The following is an 18,935-nucleotide window of genomic DNA, read 5'->3' as shown; positions in this document are numbered from 1 at the left end:
TTCATCTGGAAACCTTTCATTAAACTTAAGTATATTCATGATCAGTATTTTATATTTGATCACAATTAAACCATTTCAATCCTCCTAATCAAACCATTGACACTAAGTGTCAATATTTAATTTGGCTACTGGCAAAGTTCCGTATATTCATATAATGAAAAACATCATTCAAACAATTATTGCTGCGTCTTAATCCTTGTTTTAGTGGATGTGGTACTCTGACTTACTGTTATGAGGTTGAAAGACTAGAAGGTTTTGTCTTAATCCTTGTTTTAGTGGATGTGGTACTCTGACAGGGGAATAAAACAACCTTCCAGATTATTTAAAAGTGGTCTTAATCCTTGTTTTAGTGGATGTGCTACTCTGACTTACTATTAACATCGCGGAAATTAAAGAGGCTAGAGGTCTTAATCCTTGTTTTAGTGGATGTGGTACTCTGACTTTCAATTACACATTTATCATTCGTATTGATGAGTCTTAATCCTTGTTTTAGTGGATGTGGTACTCTGACCCGCAAGATTTAAGAGTGCTGAAAGTATTGGCAAAGGTCTTAATCCTTGTTTTAGTGGATGTGGTACTCTGACAGAGGAATGAAAAAAATAATGAAGAACATGATTAAAAGTCTTAATCCTTGTTTTAGTGGATGTGGTACTCTGACAATGGGTAGAAGCAATAAAGGAACAAAGCCAAAAGAGTCTTAATCCTTGTTTTAGTGGATGTGGTACTCTGACTGGAAAACATCATTATTAACATCAAAGATGTTAAAGCCTTAATCCTTGTTTTAGTGGATGTGGTACTCTGACAACAAAAGCTTTTCCTTAAACCTTCTAAAAGATAATCGTCTTAATCCTTGTTTTAGTGGATGTGGTACTCTGACGATGAATATTTCTACAGATTCAATCCAAAAATTTCAGTCTTAATCCTTGTTTTAGTGGATGTGGTACTCTGACTCACAAAAAGATCATTTTACCATTAACGGCTGTGGTCTTAATCCTTGTTTTAGTGGATGTGGTACTCTGACATTTGGGAATAGTCCTATAGTTTATAATATAAATGTCTTAATCCTTGTTTTAGTGGATGTGGTACTCTGACTAAAACAATCATAATCTTAAAATCAAAATAATAAGAGTCTTAATCCTTGTTTTAGTGGATGTGGTACTCTGACCCGAATGTAAAAAATACTGTGATATTAATAATAAAGGTCTTAATCCTTGTTTTAGTGGATGTGGTACTCTGACAAATCGGTCAAGTATCATCATTTACCTGTGATGAAAGTCTTAATCCTTGTTTTAGTGGATGTGGTACTCTGACAAATTACAACCTGCTCCTACAAGAAAAAGTAGGTGTCTTAATCCTTGTTTTAGTGGATGTGGTACTCTGACACCCACTAACTATATATGTAGGATCAAATGAATACTGTCTTAATCCTTGTTTTAGTGGATGTGGTACTCTGACAATGTAGTCCTCAAACATAGGCAAGGTTTAAAACTGGTCTTAATCCTTGTTTTAGTGGATGTGGTACTCTGACAATTTAGAAAGTACAGATAATCCAGAGTACTGCAGTCTTAATCCTTGTTTTAGTGGATGTGGTACTCTGACTTATACATCGAGGGAAAAGTATATAAAAACATGTTGTCTTAATCCTTGTTTTAGTGGATGTGGTACTCTGACGAGGAGTACGAGAAAAATACGGGATATAAACTCCCTGTCTTAATCCTTGTTTTAGTGGATGTGGTACTCTGACCTTACAAAATCTATGCTTAACAGTGTAGCAAAACCGAGTCTTAATCCTTGTTTTAGTGGATGTGGTACTCTGACCTACTGCAAAAAGTAGTAGGGAAAGATAACATATTGTCTTAATCCTTGTTTTAGTGGATGTGGTACTCTGACTCCTTCGAGCCAAATGGTGAATTCTCAATTGCAAAGTCTTAATCCTTGTTTTAGTGGATGTGGTACTCTGACGCCTTGAAGACTTACTAAATGAAGCATCATATAAAGTCTTAATCCTTGTTTTAGTGGATGTGGTACTCTGACTCATGAAAACAATTATTATTGGAATACAGGAGATTAGTCTTAATCCTTGTTTTAGTGGATGTGGTACTCTGACATGAAAAATTTAATTCAAACAATTATCGCAGCATTGTCTTAATCCTTGTTTTAGTGGATGTGGTACTCTGACAGATAACTCCATTTTTGACTGATTTTCAATATGTTACAAATGAAAACCATATCAAAAATTTTTAGTTTTACAAAAATAAACTTCATATTCCGCGCTGAATAGTTCAAAGCTAAGCTATTTTTTGGCGTTTTCAAAAGTCTTTTTTACTCATTTTTTTCTGTTTTTTGTAAGTCTATCATCTTCCAAGCCCATTCCTTTTTACCTTTGACAGGAGCCAACACAGCTTTGCCTTTGATCCAATCATTTTGCTTTAGATTACATTCTTTTGTCAATCTAGGATCTACGAATTTGCCGTCTACAAATCCAAATGGATTGTGATCTTGCTTAGTGAATTTTCCAGTCACAGATTGCAGAAGAGCGTGTTCTTGAGTGCTATGCACTGTAAGATGCTTGACTTGAAAAAAATCTCCTTTGCTAAAGCTTCCTTCTAAAGCATACACCTTCCATAATTCAGGCTTTTGGGTATATTTACCAAATCCTACTTTCCCATTTTCTACCAAAAAGCTAAATGTCTTCTTTTCTCTATTTACATGATAGACTATTACAGAAAGCTTCTCGTCAGGCTTGATACCCAATAAGGCCTCTGCTTTTGATAAATTTTCTTGGTATCGGACAGGTATAGAAACCGTACCTACATACCATTGTGCTTCCAAGTACTTTCGGTGGTAAGACCTCATACCCCAGCCATGCTTCTCACGCAGTTTGATCATTTTTTCAAGCTCCGATTTGGCACCAGCATACTTTTCCCTAGCTATCAAATATGAAATTAGTTTTTCTTGTATGTTTAAAAGAAACTCTGGTTTGGTTCTGCAAGTCATAGCCTTACACAGACAAGAGAAATAAAGGTTGTCTTGTGCCTCATAGGCTTCAGCAAATACTTGCCAAACCCAAAACTCACTAGCTTTTCTCTTGGCAAAAGGCAAAAATGCCCTAACCCCTGCCTCCTTATCTCCTGTACCCAAAAGTAATTTGGCTTTGAAATAGGGCACATAAAGCATCGCAGGATATTTTTCCAAAATGGGCTCTACTAGCTCTTGAATGTAATTTAAAATTTTCTCTTCAGGAGCATTTTCACGCAGCAAGGCTTTAGAATAACTAATATGTAATCGCTCTGCCAAAGAAATGATCTTTTTACCTTCCCATTCTTGCTTTTGAAAATCATCTCCCTCTAGAATATCAAAAAAGCCTGCTTTTTCAAGAAAAATGGATTGATTTTCATTTATCCAAAATTCAGAAGGCGTTTTAATCAATTCTTGTAAAAGAAGCCTACTTACTAACTTTTTTGAAGGCTTATATCTCTCCATAAAATCATGGAGCAACTTTTTCGTCAAGGTTAAGTTTGCTTTTGTATCCTTATTGAAGGATCTTAATGTATAATATACAATCCAAGAAAGTTGCTCAACATCTGGGTTCTCATTTTTCAACTCCAACTCGAAGGCTTGTTCAAACTTGCCCTCAGTGACCAATTGCTTGACATGCAGATAACCTTGATCCAAAACTTTTTGGAAATAATTCATCCTTTCATAAAGCAATTTTTCATCATTTGGCATTTGAAGTGCTAAAAATTCGTTCAAATAGTTTTTGGCTTGTGCAGTTTGCCCCGCTTGAACGTGCTTTTTGATCAGATAGTAAATAGACCAGCTGTGATTTCTTCTTGCCCAGACGTCGTGCTTTCTGTTTGCAAGTTCATTTCGTGTGAGTTTATAAGACTCTTCAAATCTATTTTCTACCCTTAACTGTTTGAGATGCTGTTGATTCATAAAAATACGGTGTTCGGTGGATCGATAATCTGTTCTATATTTACATTTTGCCCGATTAGCTTCATGCTCCTTGCATCAGAAATATTTAGTGGGACTAGGATAATACTATCTTGATTCTCATAGACATCATTGATCTCTATTAAAGTCTGCTTGATCTCTTCGAATTTTTTATGATCAGAATGTACAAGAAAAACAGACTTTTGTACCCTAACACATCCATTCTTTAGCAAGTATTTAGCTACAAGTGTTCTGACTTTATTGTTTTGGATATCATACATGATTAAGTAGTTCATTGAAGTACTTTTTTGGGGTTTACCTTGGAATATGTTTAGGATTTTCTCAATCCTACCAGAAAGGGGAAGTAGTTCATCCTCTAGATTAATTGAAGTTTTTTCTTCAGGCTGAGCCAAGATTCCAGAATCTCTGATCTTCTGAATTTTGGCTTTGAGGTCAAATTCCTTTTTGGGCGGTTTAGGCATAACGTTCTATGAATCAAAACTAGCTTTCAGGTATTCAGTAAGTGTTTTGCCAAATTCTTTGTGGCTACCTGTCTTGGTGGTACCGACGATACTCACTCCTCGCTTTCCAAAAAACACATTGACTTCAGCCCAAATGTGCCCAGATCGAACTTTCACTTGTCTCCCATATGCTATAGGCCTCACATGCTCAATTTCAGCATTGATCTCAGCTAAGAAGCTCTGCAGACTGTCCATTACCCAATTTAGTTCATCGGGCTGCTCGTATTGTTTTTCTTTCGGCTTCCTAGACTTTTGTCCTGTTTTCTCTTTGATAAAAGCTAAGACCTCTGAAGGAAGGTCCTGACCTGAATTCACCTTCTCCACATTTACAGTTCCTCTTTTGACTTCTGTATGTTGCTTTTCTATTTCTTTGGCTTTCTTTTCAATTTGCTCCATTTCAAAGAACGAATCTTTCTGAACAAATGCTTCTGGGTGCAATGGGATAGCCTCAGGGTTATAGTAAGCCTCTGGATCGAAGCTTACAAAACAACAACGACTCACATCATGGGTCTTAAGATCCAAAGCGGCTCCAAGCTGATATTCATGGTTGAACTGGATACAAAAAGCTTTATAAAATAAGACATAGTATGCCGAATCTGTGATTTTTGGATCAATCTTGAAAAGCACCTTTAGTCCATCACCACTTGGAGATCCAAACATCAACTCTACCCTATTATCCTTTTTCAGCATTTCTCTTAGCGCAGCTATATCAAGATCATTTTCAGCTATATGGTCGATATCTATTAGAAATCTATCAGCAAAGAGGAAGTTTTCTTTTCGCCTGACTTTGGGGTGAAACTGGGCACAGACTACATATGGCAGTGTGGTCTTCAGTCTCCTGTATTGGGCAGGATCCATAGCCCTTATAGCTTGAAGCTTGAGTTGCAAAGATGCTACTTCACCATTTGAATTGATCAATGCTTTGTAAAACTTCTCTATGCTGATATCGATCAATTGATCTGCAGCTTGTGTGACATGCTTGCCTAATCTGATCATATGCTTGCATTTTGAGTGAAAAATTTAGCCAGTTTGTGCATATCATCATCAATATGAGAAGTTCTGCTTAGGGATTTACCATTGAGTAGGATGATTTCTCCTAAGTAGTCATTGACAGATTGTATCAATATTCTTTTGGCAAGAGGTCCTAGCAACAAGGCTGTATCAGGCTTGTCCTGATCAAAAGCTTCTAAGGGGAAAGCCTCTGCTAAACATAACTGTATCACTACATAGTCCATCCATGTTCTATACCTTTCGATAATATCGTATACCAGTGCAGGCCTATTATAATCATCTCTGTGAAAGACTCCCACATAAGGGTCGATTCCTGCTTTGATCAAGGCTCCTTCAATTTTTCCATAGAGTATTCCATAGGCATAATTGAGCAATGCATTGAATGGGTCTTTGGCAGGCTGTCTATCTCTAGCATCAAAACTAAAGCTAGCGGGCATAAGCTTTGCGATACTCTGAAAATATCTTTTTCCTGCTGCCCCTTCCCAGCCCCTGATGGTAGGAGCTACATCAGAGATAAATTCTCCTTCTACGTCTTTGACTTTCTTTTTGTAATCTTCTATGCTGTTGATACTGGATTTGAAAAAGTTAAAAAGTTGCTGCTGATCTTCCTCTGGATGTAGGGTTAGTAAAAGCGCTACTTGTGAGTCAAGTTTTTGATAGATCAAACCTTTGACCCATGGTAAAGACGCCTTCGAATACAGAAAATTCACTTGTGCTTTCCTTATGTTACTAATGGAGCCATATTGTACACTCCATACACGCCCCTCAGGATTCCCCAAATCATTCACAAAAAGTACTTCCACCTGATGCTTGATCGCTAAGATTATGGCATCACTTGTAATTCGAGCAGATTTGGATATACTGATGCTATTAACTATAGCTGGTGGAAAGGTTTGCTTGCCTTCGGGTGTAGTAATTACAAAAAGGTTATTTTCTTTTTGTAAAGTAGCCCCATAAGTATTGATGACTAGGTGCATGGTTATGTTGGGTTTGATGTTGACTTTGTTAACTTTTCCAAAGTTTTGGAACTTTGGAAAAGTTTGTGCTTCTAACTTAGTTTAAAAACCTTCGGGGTTTTTAAAACCCCAAAGATTGGATTAGCCTATCCACCAGTCTTGAGCAAGGATCAAGCACTCTTTGGATCTAGTAATGCCTGTATACCACCATCGGGTAAGTTCTGGTGGGTTCATGACATACATGCCCTTGTTAAGGAAAAAGTAGACTTTCTCCCATTCTCCTCCCTGGCTTTTGTGACAGGTAACTGCATAGCCAAAATTTACCCTAAGACTGTTCAGGATATGGTCTTTTTGCATGGCGGCATAATAGGCATCAGTCTTAGGGCGGATCTTTTTATATCTCATCCTTTGACTGAAATCTATCATCAGCAAGCGTTGCTGATCTAGGCTCAAATTAGTGCTACCATTATGCAAAGGTTCGAGGCAAAGTAAGGTCTCGTGAGATTTTCCACTAAGACGGGCTTTCACAGTCACATGAATGAAACTCATCCCTTTGACATTTTCTTCATGTCCCACTTCGATAACCTCCACAAAGTCTCCATTGGTCAAGGGAACAAGGTAATTGTTCTGGGTGACCATAAGTAGGTCTTCTTTTTGAAGAGCTTTATAGGCGTTGCCATACAAGCGATTACGTACCTCTAGGTTGATTTGGTGGCAGTTTTTGTTGCTCAAGCTGATGGCTATGGTCTGATCTGATCCATTGGTCAGCAGGTCTGTGATATAGAGCTCCTTCATCCTGTCAAATCCGACTAGCTGAATCCACTGCCCGTTTCTTGCAGGTATTTTGACCCATTTGGTTTTGAAAGGAGTGCTTGTCATCCTGCGTATCTGAGTGGCCAGCTTAAGTACTTCAGAGTCTTGTTTTTGCCGCAAGATCTGGGTCATTTCATAAGAAAAGACCATTTTCCCCAACTTTCTGAAAAATCCCTCCATCAGCGCAGGACTTTCCAGACTCCCTACAGGAGGGAGTTGGCAGGGGTCTCCTGCAAAGATTACTTTGTTTTTCCCCACCAAAGTCATGAAATCCGTGAGCAAATGCCCCGTACCAAAGGAAGCAAAGGAGCTTTCATCATTGCGCTCATCACCGATCATGGAAGCTTCATCTACGATATAGACCTTTTCCGAAGCTTCATCTGGTTTGCGGATTTCAAACAAGAGTCGCATCTGTCCATAGTCATCGACATCAGTTTTTTCCTTTTCAGGCGGTGCATCACCGTCTATGTCTTTGAAATGGTAAAGTTCCGAGTGGAGAGTTTTGGCTGTATAGCCTGTCTTGACACTAAGTACTGCCGCAGCCCGACCAGTGGGAGCAAGAAGTGCAAACTGCGTCTCAGATTTATCTAGGTGCTTGACCAAATGCTGTAGTAAGGTGGTTTTTCCTGTCCCCGCATAGCCCTTGAGAATAAAGAAGGCCTGCTTTGGCTCTTCTAAAAACTGTCGGATCTGGTCGAAAGCCTGTTGCTGCTGAGTGGTGAGTTGGAAATCCTGTGCCATACTCAGTAATTTCTGAAGCGGATAAACTCAAATTTGACATTTTTGGTACCATCGGGTAGGTCTATTGTACTTCTGTGGGTAGTAGAAGCGATGACGGTGACACCATGGTTTTTGAGCAGTTGAACCAATTCAAAAGTAAAGGTCAGCTCGCCCATCAGGTGAACAGCTTTTGGCTGGAGCGCAATGATTTGATGCAGGTAATCTAAGGCTAAAGCCTGAATCCCCGCTTCATCCATTAAAGGGTCTATCTGAGGGAATGGCATATCTTGAATTTCACCGTATAATTCATTGGCAAGTAATGTTTGCTTGGCTGGCCAAGAAGAAGATGGGTGGTTGGAGAGGTTGAGGAGCATGGGGTTACATTTTTTGAATAAATTCAATAAGTTTTGTTCTATCGGAAAGTATTTCTGTACCAACAAGTTTTATATCCAAGACCCGCGCTCTATCTTTATGTTCATCACTTAGTTTTGAGAAGTCATTGACAGCAAAAAGATAATATTTCACAAAGAGCCCAAAATCTTTCTTTAAGGTACTTGCCTTATAAAGTGTATTGGTAAACAACTGACTCAATTTCCCTTCCTCATTATCTGCCACATCTGTTTTGCATTCAATTACATACAAAGCATTGTTATGGGTAAACATAACATCAAACTCATTTGAAGTTTTTAATCCTCGGGTAACTCTTATTCCTTTACCAATTTCCTCATTAGTTTTATCAAGGGCTTCAGCTATAACTTGATAAGTATACTCTTCGAACCAATCACCTGTAAGGTAATTGCTCTCTCCCCTAGATATTACGTTCTCATTTTCCAAATTAAAGCCAGCCTGAAAAATCGGCTCCATTTCTTTTCTGATTTGATCAGTTAATTCCAGATTTTTTTTGTCTCTAAGTTTATTAAACCGAAAGAATTCAACCATTTTCTTTATTGGATAATTTAAATCTCCCAAAAATGCATTCATAAGATTTAAATTTTCTTCTTTACTTCTTATCAAAGAATTCTTCCCTGTAAATGCCTTTGTTTGAACAGTTACACCATTAGCTGTCAAATAATCTTTTAGATTTATTTTATATCCAACCAATTTGGTTTTATTTTTTTTGATTGGGAAGATTTGTCTAAAATGATCTTTCCCTAATGGGAGATAATATATGGTTGAATCCCCTAGTTCTGTAAAAAAATTATATGCCCCCAAAGACATAATTTTTGTACCACCAGTAATATTGACATAATAATGATTATCATCTGAGGACTCGAGTTTACCACTAACTATACTCTTAAAATCCACCAAACTATCTTCTTCAACAATAATTTTTTGAGAATTTTCTATTAAACCTTCAGGGCATGAATTGATGATGTTTTCAACAATATGTTTTTTCTCCATCTTATTAGTAGTAATGAAGATATATGCATCAGCTTTTGGCATGTCTCTTATAAAAATAACATTAGGAATTGTTTGGTCTGACACTAAGGAAACAATAATTGATTTTGACATGCTTTTTTATTTTTGATTAAACTTTTTAAGTAACTGTTCGATTTTTATTCGGGCATCATTTCGAAGAATCTGGCTTCCAGAGGACTGTTTAAATGCATCAATGTCCAGAATCTTGGAGATTCCCAGATTTTGCTTGAGATTTTCAAGTTGCTGAGTAGATTTGGGGTCTTCTGAAAATTTCCCTAAAACTGCCAGATACTTTTTACATTTCAACCCAAAATTTTGGGAAAGCGAAGCAAGCTTAAACATAGGTTTGGAAATCCTGTCCATTTTTGAAAATCCAGTTGGATAGACTTTGCATTCAAAAACATACAGGTCATTTTGATGAACGAACATTAAATCAAACTCATTATCATGATCGAAAGGAGTTTGACTATCAGCTCTTTTTACTCCTACACTACAAGCTATTTGTGAATCATCCAAATCAAAGGCCTTTTTGAAATATTGATAACAATACAGCTCAAACCATTCACCCATCAGGTATCCTTTATCATCCTCCTTATAGTTTTGATCTGTAGCTTTGGTGATATCTTTTACTTTCCCAGGATGTCTTTTTTGGATCACCTGATTCATTAAATACTGTGGAGATGGTTTCCCTACATAATAATCAAGGCTACTTTCTGCTAAATAACCATATGCTCTTAAATAGTCATCCAAAGATGTTTTAATGGACAGATTTTTAGAAATTTTCCCTACTTCAGGATATAAAATCTGGTAATTTTCTGATCCAATCGGCGCATAAAGCATCTTGGAATCAAAATCCATAAAATGCTGGAAGACCATTTGAGACATTAATTTATTGCCCCCTGTGAGATTTATTAGGTACTCAGCATCACTTGGAAATGCATGGCCTTTCAATTGATCAAAAACCAGAAGTGCATCATTGGCGTCTATGACGATGGTATGACATTTTTTTTCAGGAAGCTTCAAAGCAGCTTTCAGATTTCTTGTTGCTTGCTTTTCTTCCATTTCCTGGCTCGAAATAAAATAGAAATGCGAATCAGGCTGTGCAAATTGTTTTATAAACAACAAATTAGGCACAGCCTGGTCGGAGATGATGGAGACGAGGTGGGGCATAATGCTAAAGTAGAGGATTTAATTTCTCCTTTAAATCATCTTTTAAATCATTTCCAAGCCAACTCGAGATATTTCCATCCCAATGACTATCCTTTCTCAATTTCTTAATGGAATCCTTATGTTTAGCTTCAATTATTTGTACAATTTTATCAAAGATTTGTGATTTATTTACTTCTGTAAATTCTCCAAAAATTGAAATTTCCTCATTCAGATATTTAGATAAGTCTTGGTAATTATCAAAACTTTCAAGTTCAAGCTTGTTCTGAGGTTTTAGCCTTACTGAGAAAGGCTTTAATAATTTTGAGGGATCTACATTTTCAAAAAACTCCGTAAATGGCTCAAGACTTTCATTTTCCTGTTTAATACTAATAAAGTCTTTGATTACAGGATAAGAAAGAAACTCTTCATTAACTTCACCTTTAGCCATCGCAAAGAGTTCTTTAATCTGTGGGCTTGATAGCCAATTAGGATACTTTGATATCATTAGGTTTTCAAAATCCAACATGTAATCCTCACAAGACTTTTTTAAATGCCTTGTATCATTGACTCTGATTTTGACTTTTCCATATCCAAAGGGTTTGGCAGCACCCAAACTATGGAAGAATGTATCTGCATATCCATGAAAAGTTAAAGCGGATAATACCCCCCCAATCTCTACGGATTTTAAATTATGGAACCTAAGTTTCACTTTAAATTTAGCACCTTTATCCAAAGGTTTAAAGTAGGAAACGACTTTTTGGTTATCACCCGAAGAAGTTTTCACCTCTTTGGATTGTACAGGGTATCTTTTAAACCCTCTTAATCTTGCATTTAAATCATCATAAGTAAAATATCCTCCTTTATCCTTATGCTGCTCCAAATAAAAAGGGAAATAGGAAGCTTTAGGTCCTCCTAATACGGCCTCTACTTTCGGTAAAACATTAACTTTATCTGACTCTGCCAAGGCATGACCAAAAAATAATCTTCCCTTTTGAGCTTCATCTTTCGAAGCATAACCAAATAAAGTTTCTGTTAAATCTTTATCGACAAAATCTTTATTAAAAAGATTTAATTCTGATATACGATGTTTGAAAGGCAGCTTATACATATAGGACAAGCCAAAATGTTCCAATTCACCTTTTTCATTTTCAGCAAAAAAAACTGGGGCTTTTTCTCCATGTTTAAGTTTTTCCCTCCAATATTTCCAATCTTTAGAAAGATTTCCAGGATCGTCATGACCATAAATAAACTTAAAATCTTTTTGCTGAGTTTTTGTTACCCGCAAGATTTTAGGATTTTCTGAATCGAAGAATACAAACTCTCTAATTTTCCCAGAACTCTTAAATTTCTTTTCTTTAGGAAGATCTCTTTGATCCTCTTTTCTAGGACCAGGTTGGCCAGTAAAAACTAACTGCCCCTTTCTCCCCTCACTGTCGAAATATGCTATATTTAATTCAACATTTCCAAACAATGGTTTCTTTACTGTTTTAAAAGAATGCACTAAGCCCACATTTTTAACTACAGAATTTTCATATTTGGATTGAGAGTCTTTAGTCTTGGGCTGTTTATTCAAAAAATAATCTCTAAACGGAATATCTAATTGGTCTTTTAAATCCCTATGATCAATATGTGCCAACTCTTCACATTTTTCTATCAACCAAGAACCATCTTCATTTTCTTTTAACCATCCACCTTGTATCTCATACTTTTTGTAACGAGTCATATACTGGTTTGTGGATTTAGATAAGTCTCTAAAGGCATACCTATGATCATTTATCAGGTTTTTGTTTAACCTCGAAAAACTCATAATCTCCAATACATTCCTCACCATGCCCTTAAGGGATGTAGCAGGAATAAAGTATTTCTTTTGACCATTTTTATCGATAAAGTGAGAAAATTCTTCTGTAGGTTTTTCTCCATCTTTGGGCTTTTTATGCCCATCACGGATAAAAATGGGGGTCTCGGCAGTGATCTCAATTTCTATCTCCCCACTTTCTCCATCTTCAAATGGAATATCATGGCTTACATCTTTTGCCCAATCAGGCTTAAAAACTTGATCTTCTGTTGAAGCTGGTACGAAGTTGTATGGTGATTTTACAAGAGTCATGGTCTTAATATTTAAATCCAGAGAAAATTAATGAAGTAGGTTTTAAAGTCGGGAAGCTGGTAGATTCATCCACTTCTAGCTGCACCTCTTCCCAAACCTGTTTAAAAATCACTTTTTGGACTTGCTCAAGTTTGTGTGGGATATATTCTTTAGGTACTATTTCTAGCTTATCCAATTCTTGATGGTCAAATGCGGTGACTTGGTATTGTCCTGTATGCTGAATATGGATGCTTATTCCCTCCTCCTTTGAGTAAAGTAATGCCTCTACACAAAAAGGGTTAATAGAAGCCAAAATCTTATTTTTGGGCAAAGCCTCTTCAAAAAGCATTTCAGGTTTATCCGAATCAGATAACCAATAATAGCCCGAAAACTTATGGTCAGGGATTTGACTGATTTCTTTGATATTATCTATGATATAGTTCTTCATGATTTTTCAATTAATAGGGAAAGATTTGATTTCCATCTTCTAAAAGAAGCCCTGTAAAGATACCATGACCTTTGGTGGTCATTCCTCCCAGTGGCAAAAGTCCCTTACAGATATCCATTAAAGCATCAATAAAAGCTTTCTTATAAACTTCATCCACATTGGACTCCAAAAAGAGATTGATTTCCAACTCTTCTTCTGTTAAATAACTTACCTTTTCTGAAAATAAAGCTCCTTCCAAAGCCCCTCCTGTAAATCTATCTAAAGCAACATGATTAAAAATTTTATCATTTTTTGCTTTTTCTGGCTCTAGAAAGACATCATTGATAAATACTTTCCCAGCCTTAGGGTCTTTTTCCCCTTTACCAGCCTTCCCAAATAATTCTGAAACAGCTTCATTGGGTAATTTAGCATCATCAGTTCCTGCCCATCTTCTCATTTCTTTGTTGTAATGAAAAGCAACTCTATGTGAAATAGCTCCTTTTACTGATGAACCTGGAACTAAATTTTCCTTTACAAATCGGATACCTTGTGGTGTATATTTGATCACTTCCTCTGTGACAGGGGTATTGTCGACATCTTCATCTCCATAACCTGAGCCAAAAATAAAGAAGGGGTCGGGGGCAAGTTTAAGCTTATAGTGAATTTTAGAAGAGCTGGATGATTCCTCTTTATTATTGTAGTCACCATTCCAATCAATGGCATTGAAAGAGGGAGATAGCTCTAAGTATTGAATCATTTCAGATTTCAAATCAAATCGTTTTTTCTGAACCTTTAAGACTTTCAGGCTTCCATAGCCATTTCTACTTCCAGCTCCAATTCTAAAATCAGGACTAGAAATAGATTTTAAAATAGTTGTCCAACTTTCGTTTAGAGTATTTGAATAATCAGTCAACTCCAATTCAAATACAAAACGGGTTCCTTTAAAAATCACCTCGTTATCAAACAGACCATTTTTTTCAGCTACTCCCTTATCCGTCATTCGAACGTGTTGTCTTACAGGTAATTGATTGAATCTATCCTTAAGTGCATCCCACTTTGTATCGAAAAGCAAGCCTTCTGAAACTTGCCTTTCATCCAGCATCATCAAGGCAGGACTCACATTGATTAAAGAGCCAGTCCCTGTATCTCCGCCTTTTGAGTCTCCGAAAATTGCGGAAACCGTAGCTTCCTCTGTTAGCTTAGAAAACGAATGTCTGAGTACTCCGGCTAATGTGGTTCCTGGAATCATTGGAAATCCATTGGCGTCTTTTTGCACGAGTGAATCCTTCAAAAGGGTAGACTGACCGGAACCCACAAACAAAGGGGTTTCAGCTTCCACCAAAAATCTGGCAATATATTTTATGATTGTTTTTCCCATGACTTTAATTTTTATTTTCCTTGGCCATTTCAGCAGCGAACTTGGCAACGAATACCTTTAAATCAACCTTAGTATGATCACTACTTTTTTCCTCAACTGCACCAATAATTTTTTTGAGGTTGTTTAACCTTGTCTCATTATTTTTTCCCCAACATTTTTCATAGGCGACGCCGTGCTTGAGATATGCTTCCTTTCCCTCGTACAAGAGGCTTTTCATTTCATCAGTATCCTTTGACCTAGAAGCAATTGATCTGATATTTCCCCACTGACTTGGTGAAACATCTTTCAGACTTTTAAATTTATCTGGGACAAATTGGTATACATACTCGGTGACCAATTGAGAAGTAAGAAGCTCAGAATCCTTTTGTTCTTTTTGCTTTTCTAGGAATTTGGCCAAATCGGTATTCTTTTTACCCTTTTTAAATACCGGTTCAGGTTTACTGTCCAACTCAATTTTGAAAGGGGACTCCTTTTCACTGCCATTTGACTGGAGAAAAATTGGATTATAGATGACTTTACCTAAGCCCTCTGCTTGATAATGCCCTACAAAATTCTCACTAGTAGTTGGAGTTGCCCCTTTAACATAAAATACAGATCCTTTGGCTATGCAATGTCTTTGAGTAGAAGTGGTTTTCCGCTGACCATTCCAAGGAGCATAACTGTACGTTCGGATTTGCGATTTAGACCAGTCAATTTCGCCACCTTCTAGCCCAAGATCTTTGGCCATAGGTTGAAATGTTGGTTGTCCTGCTTGGTCATAGAAACACAAATTACTTTCTGCATATACCAAGGTGTATCCAATTGGTTGAAAGGTGGAAAGCGGAACAAGGTTGCCTATTTTTTCAATTTTAACTTGTCCATATTCAGCAGTTTTTGATTTTCCCAGACGTTGCTCTTTATCAATAGCTTCCGCAACTTTTTCCAATAGTGACTTATCTTCTGATGAAATGGAAAAAATAAGTACAGTTCCTGATGGTATAGCTTCAAACCCAAACATATTTCCGGATTTAGAAGTACGGTTTTCCCTATCATAGGCAGATTTTAAAGAAAAGCGTTTTTCAACTTCTTTAACTAATTTGCCAGTGGCAGAAAGATAGCCTGTCCTTGATTGTTGAAGTTGCAGATTGGTTTTTTTATCATCTCCTTTTGGGTAATTTTCATTTGTTATCAAATGATGGAGGTATATTGGATCCTCTTCAAGTTTTGAATTCAATTTATCTTGGAAGAATAAAAAAGGAACCGCGTAAGTTGGTTCACCATTACTCGTCGCTACTCGTGCATCTCCGAATTTGACTTCTCCTGAATGAAATAATTTGTAAGCGGTTTCATCTCCTTCGTCTTGATATAATTTATTTGCAGCAATTCCTAAGAAATTACTTCCCGGGATATAATCCAAGGTAGTCATATTACCCTCAGTAGCTAATTTATTGTTCAACACAACATCAGAAAGCAGGGTACATTTGAAATAATAAGTTGTCATGGCATTATGATAGTTTAATTGAACATCTTCCCAATCCTCTGTTTCGGTTAGCACCAAGTGACCGGATATATTTTGCCAACTGAACCAAAACTCCCTTTTCTGATGCTTTGGCGCCTTGTATATAGGCTTCGAGTACCAAGGGAATACACACCTCTGTTGTTCTTAAAGATGTATTTTTAGCTACTCCTTTAGAAGAATCAATAGCAGTGCTTGCGACAGTTCGGTAAAGAAATTCAGCATGATCTGAACCTATAGCTATTTTCTCCTCTTGGGGCAGCGAAGCGTTGGAAAAGAAAAGGGATCCAGGTGATGTTACACCAGTCTCCTTATCAAAATCTCCAAATAAAGCTTTATGGGTATCATCTGAAAAGTCTTTCTCTTTAAGAAGCTGAAAATCTTTAAAAGCATTAACAAATAATCCTTTCAAGGTTTTTCCTGGTATATAGGGAAAACCATCAGCATCTTTTATTACCACGGCATCTGCCTCAGCACCTGCAGATAGTCCTGAGCCAGCATGCCAGTCTGTATAAAAATGAATGGTATAGTTAATTTTCTCTTGTTCCATAATTGAATCCGTGTAAAGTGATTAAATCGAGTAATTGTGATGATTCTTTTTTCCCGGAAGACTTAAAGTTCTTTAGTTTATCTAATTCTTCTTGAAGCTTAAGTTCATCAAAGAATGTCTTGTTGACTTTTGCCATCCGGGTTAAATTGAACTCTGCAACAGAAAAATCTTTGAAAGTATCAGAGACTACACGTCGGAGTTTGCCGATGGCCTTCGTGGTGTCTTGAGATTTCTCCACATGATCTTTCAAATAGTCTAATCGTTTATTTAGTCCTTCTAGATCTTTCAATAAATAAGGACCACAATAGTAGTCCAGCAGATTATCTCCATGTTTTGCTTGAAGGGTACGTTCTTTTAAAATGGAAAGCTTGTCAGTAAAGGATTCCTGTACTTTGTAAAAAGCCAAGGAGGATTCTGGGACTCCATTTTCACGCTTTTTGACTTGTTCCTTTACCTTTTTCTTGGCATCCTTACACAATGCTTCGGAAAGATTCAAAGCATAATGAAGAGGATAAGATTCTTTCACATAAGCAATCCCTGCACAAGCAGTAATCCCATCTTTGAAATCGCTGATTCCATATTGTTCCAAAACTTTAAATTCTTCTTTTGTTTTTTCTTCAAACGCTCTCAAAAAATGTTCAGTGAAATTTAAAGCCAAATCAGCGCGAATGATGAAGGTGATATCATCTCCACCACAGATTATGGGTCTGATTGGATATTTTCCATCTTTGGTATAAGCATTAACATTTTTGAACACATTCCAAAATGCTGCTTGTGCAGCTGCTTGAGTTGCATTATCAAGAGCTAAAGAAAACTTTCTAAAAGCGGATTTGCTCTCATCAAATCCAGCATCTTTTAATTTTTCTCCCATTACTCTAAGGATATTCCCCAATCCATTCCCATCTGCATGGACAACAGCTATCCAGGAATTTTTATGCCCTTTGCATATGTCTTCAATCTCCAATGTGATTTCTTTTGGTCTTTCAGATAGCCCAGAGATTTTTTTAAACAATTTGGTATGGCTTGATTCATTTGCATGTTTTGAAGTTTTATCGACTTCGGTGTCCTTCAATGCCGTGCTTTCACAAAAAGAAATTTTCTTCCCCTTTTTTTCTTTTATTTTGACAGCCACACCTCCCGTTCTTCTAGCCCTCTCAAGTCCCATAAAACCTATTTCAAGCGGCATAACTGGTTTATTACGTTCTGCTTTCAGCTTTTCTTCCAGCCTATTGATATGTTCTGAAAGTGGTAAATTGTCATTTATTTTCACCACTGCCTGACTCACCGTAACCCCAGGTGCTTTCTGCAAAACATGTTTGGGAAACTCTTTAACCAAATGTTTGCAAGTTTCCTCATTCGCAATTAACTTAATATTACCAGCCGCACTAAGAATGATATTTTCATCTTCTTTATTGGAACCTATGAAATCATGAAACTCTGTGGTACAAATCTCCTCCACCAACTCACTCCCCCCTACAATTTCCTTCAACTTATTGGTCTGAAAAATAAAACTTTGGATGCCCTGTATACTGGCTCCGTATAAGTATTTACTCATATCGCTAATTTTTTAATTGTTGCTTTTTCTATTGTCCCAAATCCTATACTGCTACTCTTGCCTAAGCCTATACCATACGGCAGAAATACATTGGTTTTGAATATTAAATCAAAGCTTAATACCTTCTTTTTCTTTAAGTATGTCCAATTTGAATTATTTATGGAAGTAATCTTCACACTTACTGCTTCTTCAATAAACCATTCCAAACCTTTGGCCATGGATAGTATATTTCCAACCATCACCCTTTCCAAAAAGGCTATTTGATCAACCAAGCCATCTAGGCCACTATACTTTTCATAATTCTCTCCATGTAATGGAAGCCATCTTTTGATCTGATAGGTGAAAAATTCATCACTTACATGAAAGTTACATGTTTGAATAGATACATTTTTTACCATAAGTGCTGTATGCTTATTTCCTATCCTTACCAGACCGATATTGTTAATGAAAAAATGATGAATCTCCTCCACCCCTTCCTTGATACAAAGAATACTTGCATGATTCCCTTCCCTTTTATATTGTATCGCTGGATACTTATAATGTAGCTTATCATCACTTAGATGATTGTGGAAAATCACATGAGATCGACCCACTATCTCTATCACTGCTCCCCTAAATGATGGTATTTCGAAATCTTGGATGATTGTATCAAAAACTACCTTGACGATTCTAATTTGTGGCATTTGAATTTACATTCATTTACATCAGTAAACTTTTTATAACAAAACTTCTTAAATATATCAACTTCAGCGCTGAAAACAAACTTAGTCGATATATCAACTTTTACTAAAAAATGCAGCAATTCCGAGCATAAATTTTCAAGTTGATTGTTAGGTTGTTACAACTATGCTTAAGAATTAATCTTCGGGCTATTCAAAAGGAACGTAAAAAATCCTATATAACTGAACCTGAGTCACAT

General features: G+C 36.7%; 15 protein-coding genes and 1 CRISPR repeat array. All 15 genes read right to left on the bottom strand.

The window, feature by feature from the left end; genetic code table 11:
* Positions 1-186 precede the first annotated feature (186 nt).
* A CRISPR array of direct repeats spans positions 187-2,179; the repeat unit is 37 nt; unit sequence GTCTTAATCCTTGTTTTAGTGGATGTGGTACTCTGAC.
* 143 nt (positions 2,180-2,322) lie between these two features.
* The gene (locus tag MM239_RS18765; protein ID WP_241349841.1) at positions 2,323-3,939 is read right to left on the bottom strand and encodes a DUF7017 domain-containing protein; all 1,617 of its coding nucleotides are present in this window, start codon (positions 3,937-3,939) and stop codon (positions 2,323-2,325) included.
* The gene (cas2, locus tag MM239_RS18760) at positions 3,936-4,418 is read right to left on the bottom strand and encodes a CRISPR-associated endonuclease Cas2 (RefSeq protein WP_241349839.1); all 483 of its coding nucleotides are present in this window, start codon (positions 4,416-4,418) and stop codon (positions 3,936-3,938) included. The genes MM239_RS18765 and cas2 overlap by 4 nt, the downstream gene beginning before the upstream one ends.
* A 6-nt stretch (positions 4,419-4,424) precedes the next feature.
* Entirely contained in the window at positions 4,425-5,453 is a 1,029-nt protein-coding gene (locus MM239_RS18755) for a CRISPR-associated primase-polymerase type B (RefSeq protein ID WP_241349838.1), read from the bottom strand.
* Complete coding sequence (cas1, locus tag MM239_RS18750) at positions 5,450-6,445, bottom strand: CRISPR-associated endonuclease Cas1 (protein ID WP_241349837.1); 996 nt, start codon at positions 6,443-6,445, stop codon at positions 5,450-5,452. Before cas1 ends, MM239_RS18755 begins: the two co-directional genes overlap by 4 nt.
* Before the next feature lie 120 nt (positions 6,446-6,565).
* Complete coding sequence (locus MM239_RS18745) at positions 6,566-7,978, bottom strand: ATP-dependent DNA helicase (RefSeq protein WP_241349836.1); 1,413 nt, start codon at positions 7,976-7,978, stop codon at positions 6,566-6,568.
* A gap of 2 nt (positions 7,979-7,980) precedes the next feature.
* Positions 7,981-8,331 (bottom strand): hypothetical protein, encoded by a 351-nt coding sequence (locus MM239_RS18740; protein WP_241349834.1) that lies wholly within the window; start codon positions 8,329-8,331, stop codon positions 7,981-7,983.
* Between the two features lie 4 nt (positions 8,332-8,335).
* On the bottom strand, positions 8,336-9,469 hold the full coding sequence (locus tag MM239_RS18735) for a Card1-like endonuclease domain-containing protein (RefSeq protein ID WP_241349833.1): 1,134 nt from the start codon (positions 9,467-9,469) through the stop codon (positions 8,336-8,338).
* 6 nt (positions 9,470-9,475) lie between these two features.
* Positions 9,476-10,546 (bottom strand): Card1-like endonuclease domain-containing protein, encoded by a 1,071-nt coding sequence (locus MM239_RS18730; protein ID WP_241349832.1) that lies wholly within the window; start codon positions 10,544-10,546, stop codon positions 9,476-9,478.
* 4 nt (positions 10,547-10,550) lie between these two features.
* Complete coding sequence (locus MM239_RS18725) at positions 10,551-12,632, bottom strand: TIGR03986 family type III CRISPR-associated RAMP protein (RefSeq protein WP_241349831.1); 2,082 nt, start codon at positions 12,630-12,632, stop codon at positions 10,551-10,553.
* A gap of 4 nt (positions 12,633-12,636) precedes the next feature.
* Positions 12,637-13,059 (bottom strand): TIGR04423 family type III CRISPR-associated protein, encoded by a 423-nt coding sequence (locus MM239_RS18720; RefSeq protein WP_241349830.1) that lies wholly within the window; start codon positions 13,057-13,059, stop codon positions 12,637-12,639.
* A gap of 10 nt (positions 13,060-13,069) precedes the next feature.
* Positions 13,070-14,416: an RAMP superfamily CRISPR-associated protein gene (locus tag MM239_RS18715; RefSeq protein ID WP_241349828.1), complete on the bottom strand. Its 1,347-nt coding sequence runs from the start codon at positions 14,414-14,416 to the stop codon at positions 13,070-13,072.
* A gap of 4 nt (positions 14,417-14,420) precedes the next feature.
* The gene (locus MM239_RS18710) at positions 14,421-15,896 is read right to left on the bottom strand and encodes a hypothetical protein (RefSeq protein WP_241349827.1); all 1,476 of its coding nucleotides are present in this window, start codon (positions 15,894-15,896) and stop codon (positions 14,421-14,423) included.
* 4 nt (positions 15,897-15,900) lie between these two features.
* Positions 15,901-16,461 carry an RAMP superfamily CRISPR-associated protein gene (locus MM239_RS18705; RefSeq protein WP_241349826.1) on the bottom strand — a complete coding sequence of 187 codons (561 nt, stop codon included), beginning with the start codon at positions 16,459-16,461 and terminating at the stop codon, positions 15,901-15,903.
* Complete coding sequence (locus MM239_RS18700; protein WP_241349825.1) at positions 16,442-18,016, bottom strand: Cas10/Cmr2 second palm domain-containing protein; 1,575 nt, start codon at positions 18,014-18,016, stop codon at positions 16,442-16,444. Before MM239_RS18700 ends, MM239_RS18705 begins: the two co-directional genes overlap by 20 nt.
* Positions 18,013-18,699, bottom strand: coding sequence for a CRISPR-associated endonuclease Cas6 (locus MM239_RS18695; RefSeq protein ID WP_241349824.1), 687 nt, complete (start codon positions 18,697-18,699; stop codon positions 18,013-18,015). The genes MM239_RS18700 and MM239_RS18695 overlap by 4 nt, the downstream gene beginning before the upstream one ends.
* Positions 18,700-18,935 lie beyond the last annotated feature (236 nt).

The organism is Belliella filtrata (assembly GCF_022549775.1).
Taxonomy (GTDB): Bacteria; Bacteroidota; Bacteroidia; order Cytophagales; family Cyclobacteriaceae; genus Belliella; species Belliella filtrata.
Note: the sequence above shows the minus strand (reverse complement) of the source record. Positions and strands in the feature narration are given on the sequence as shown.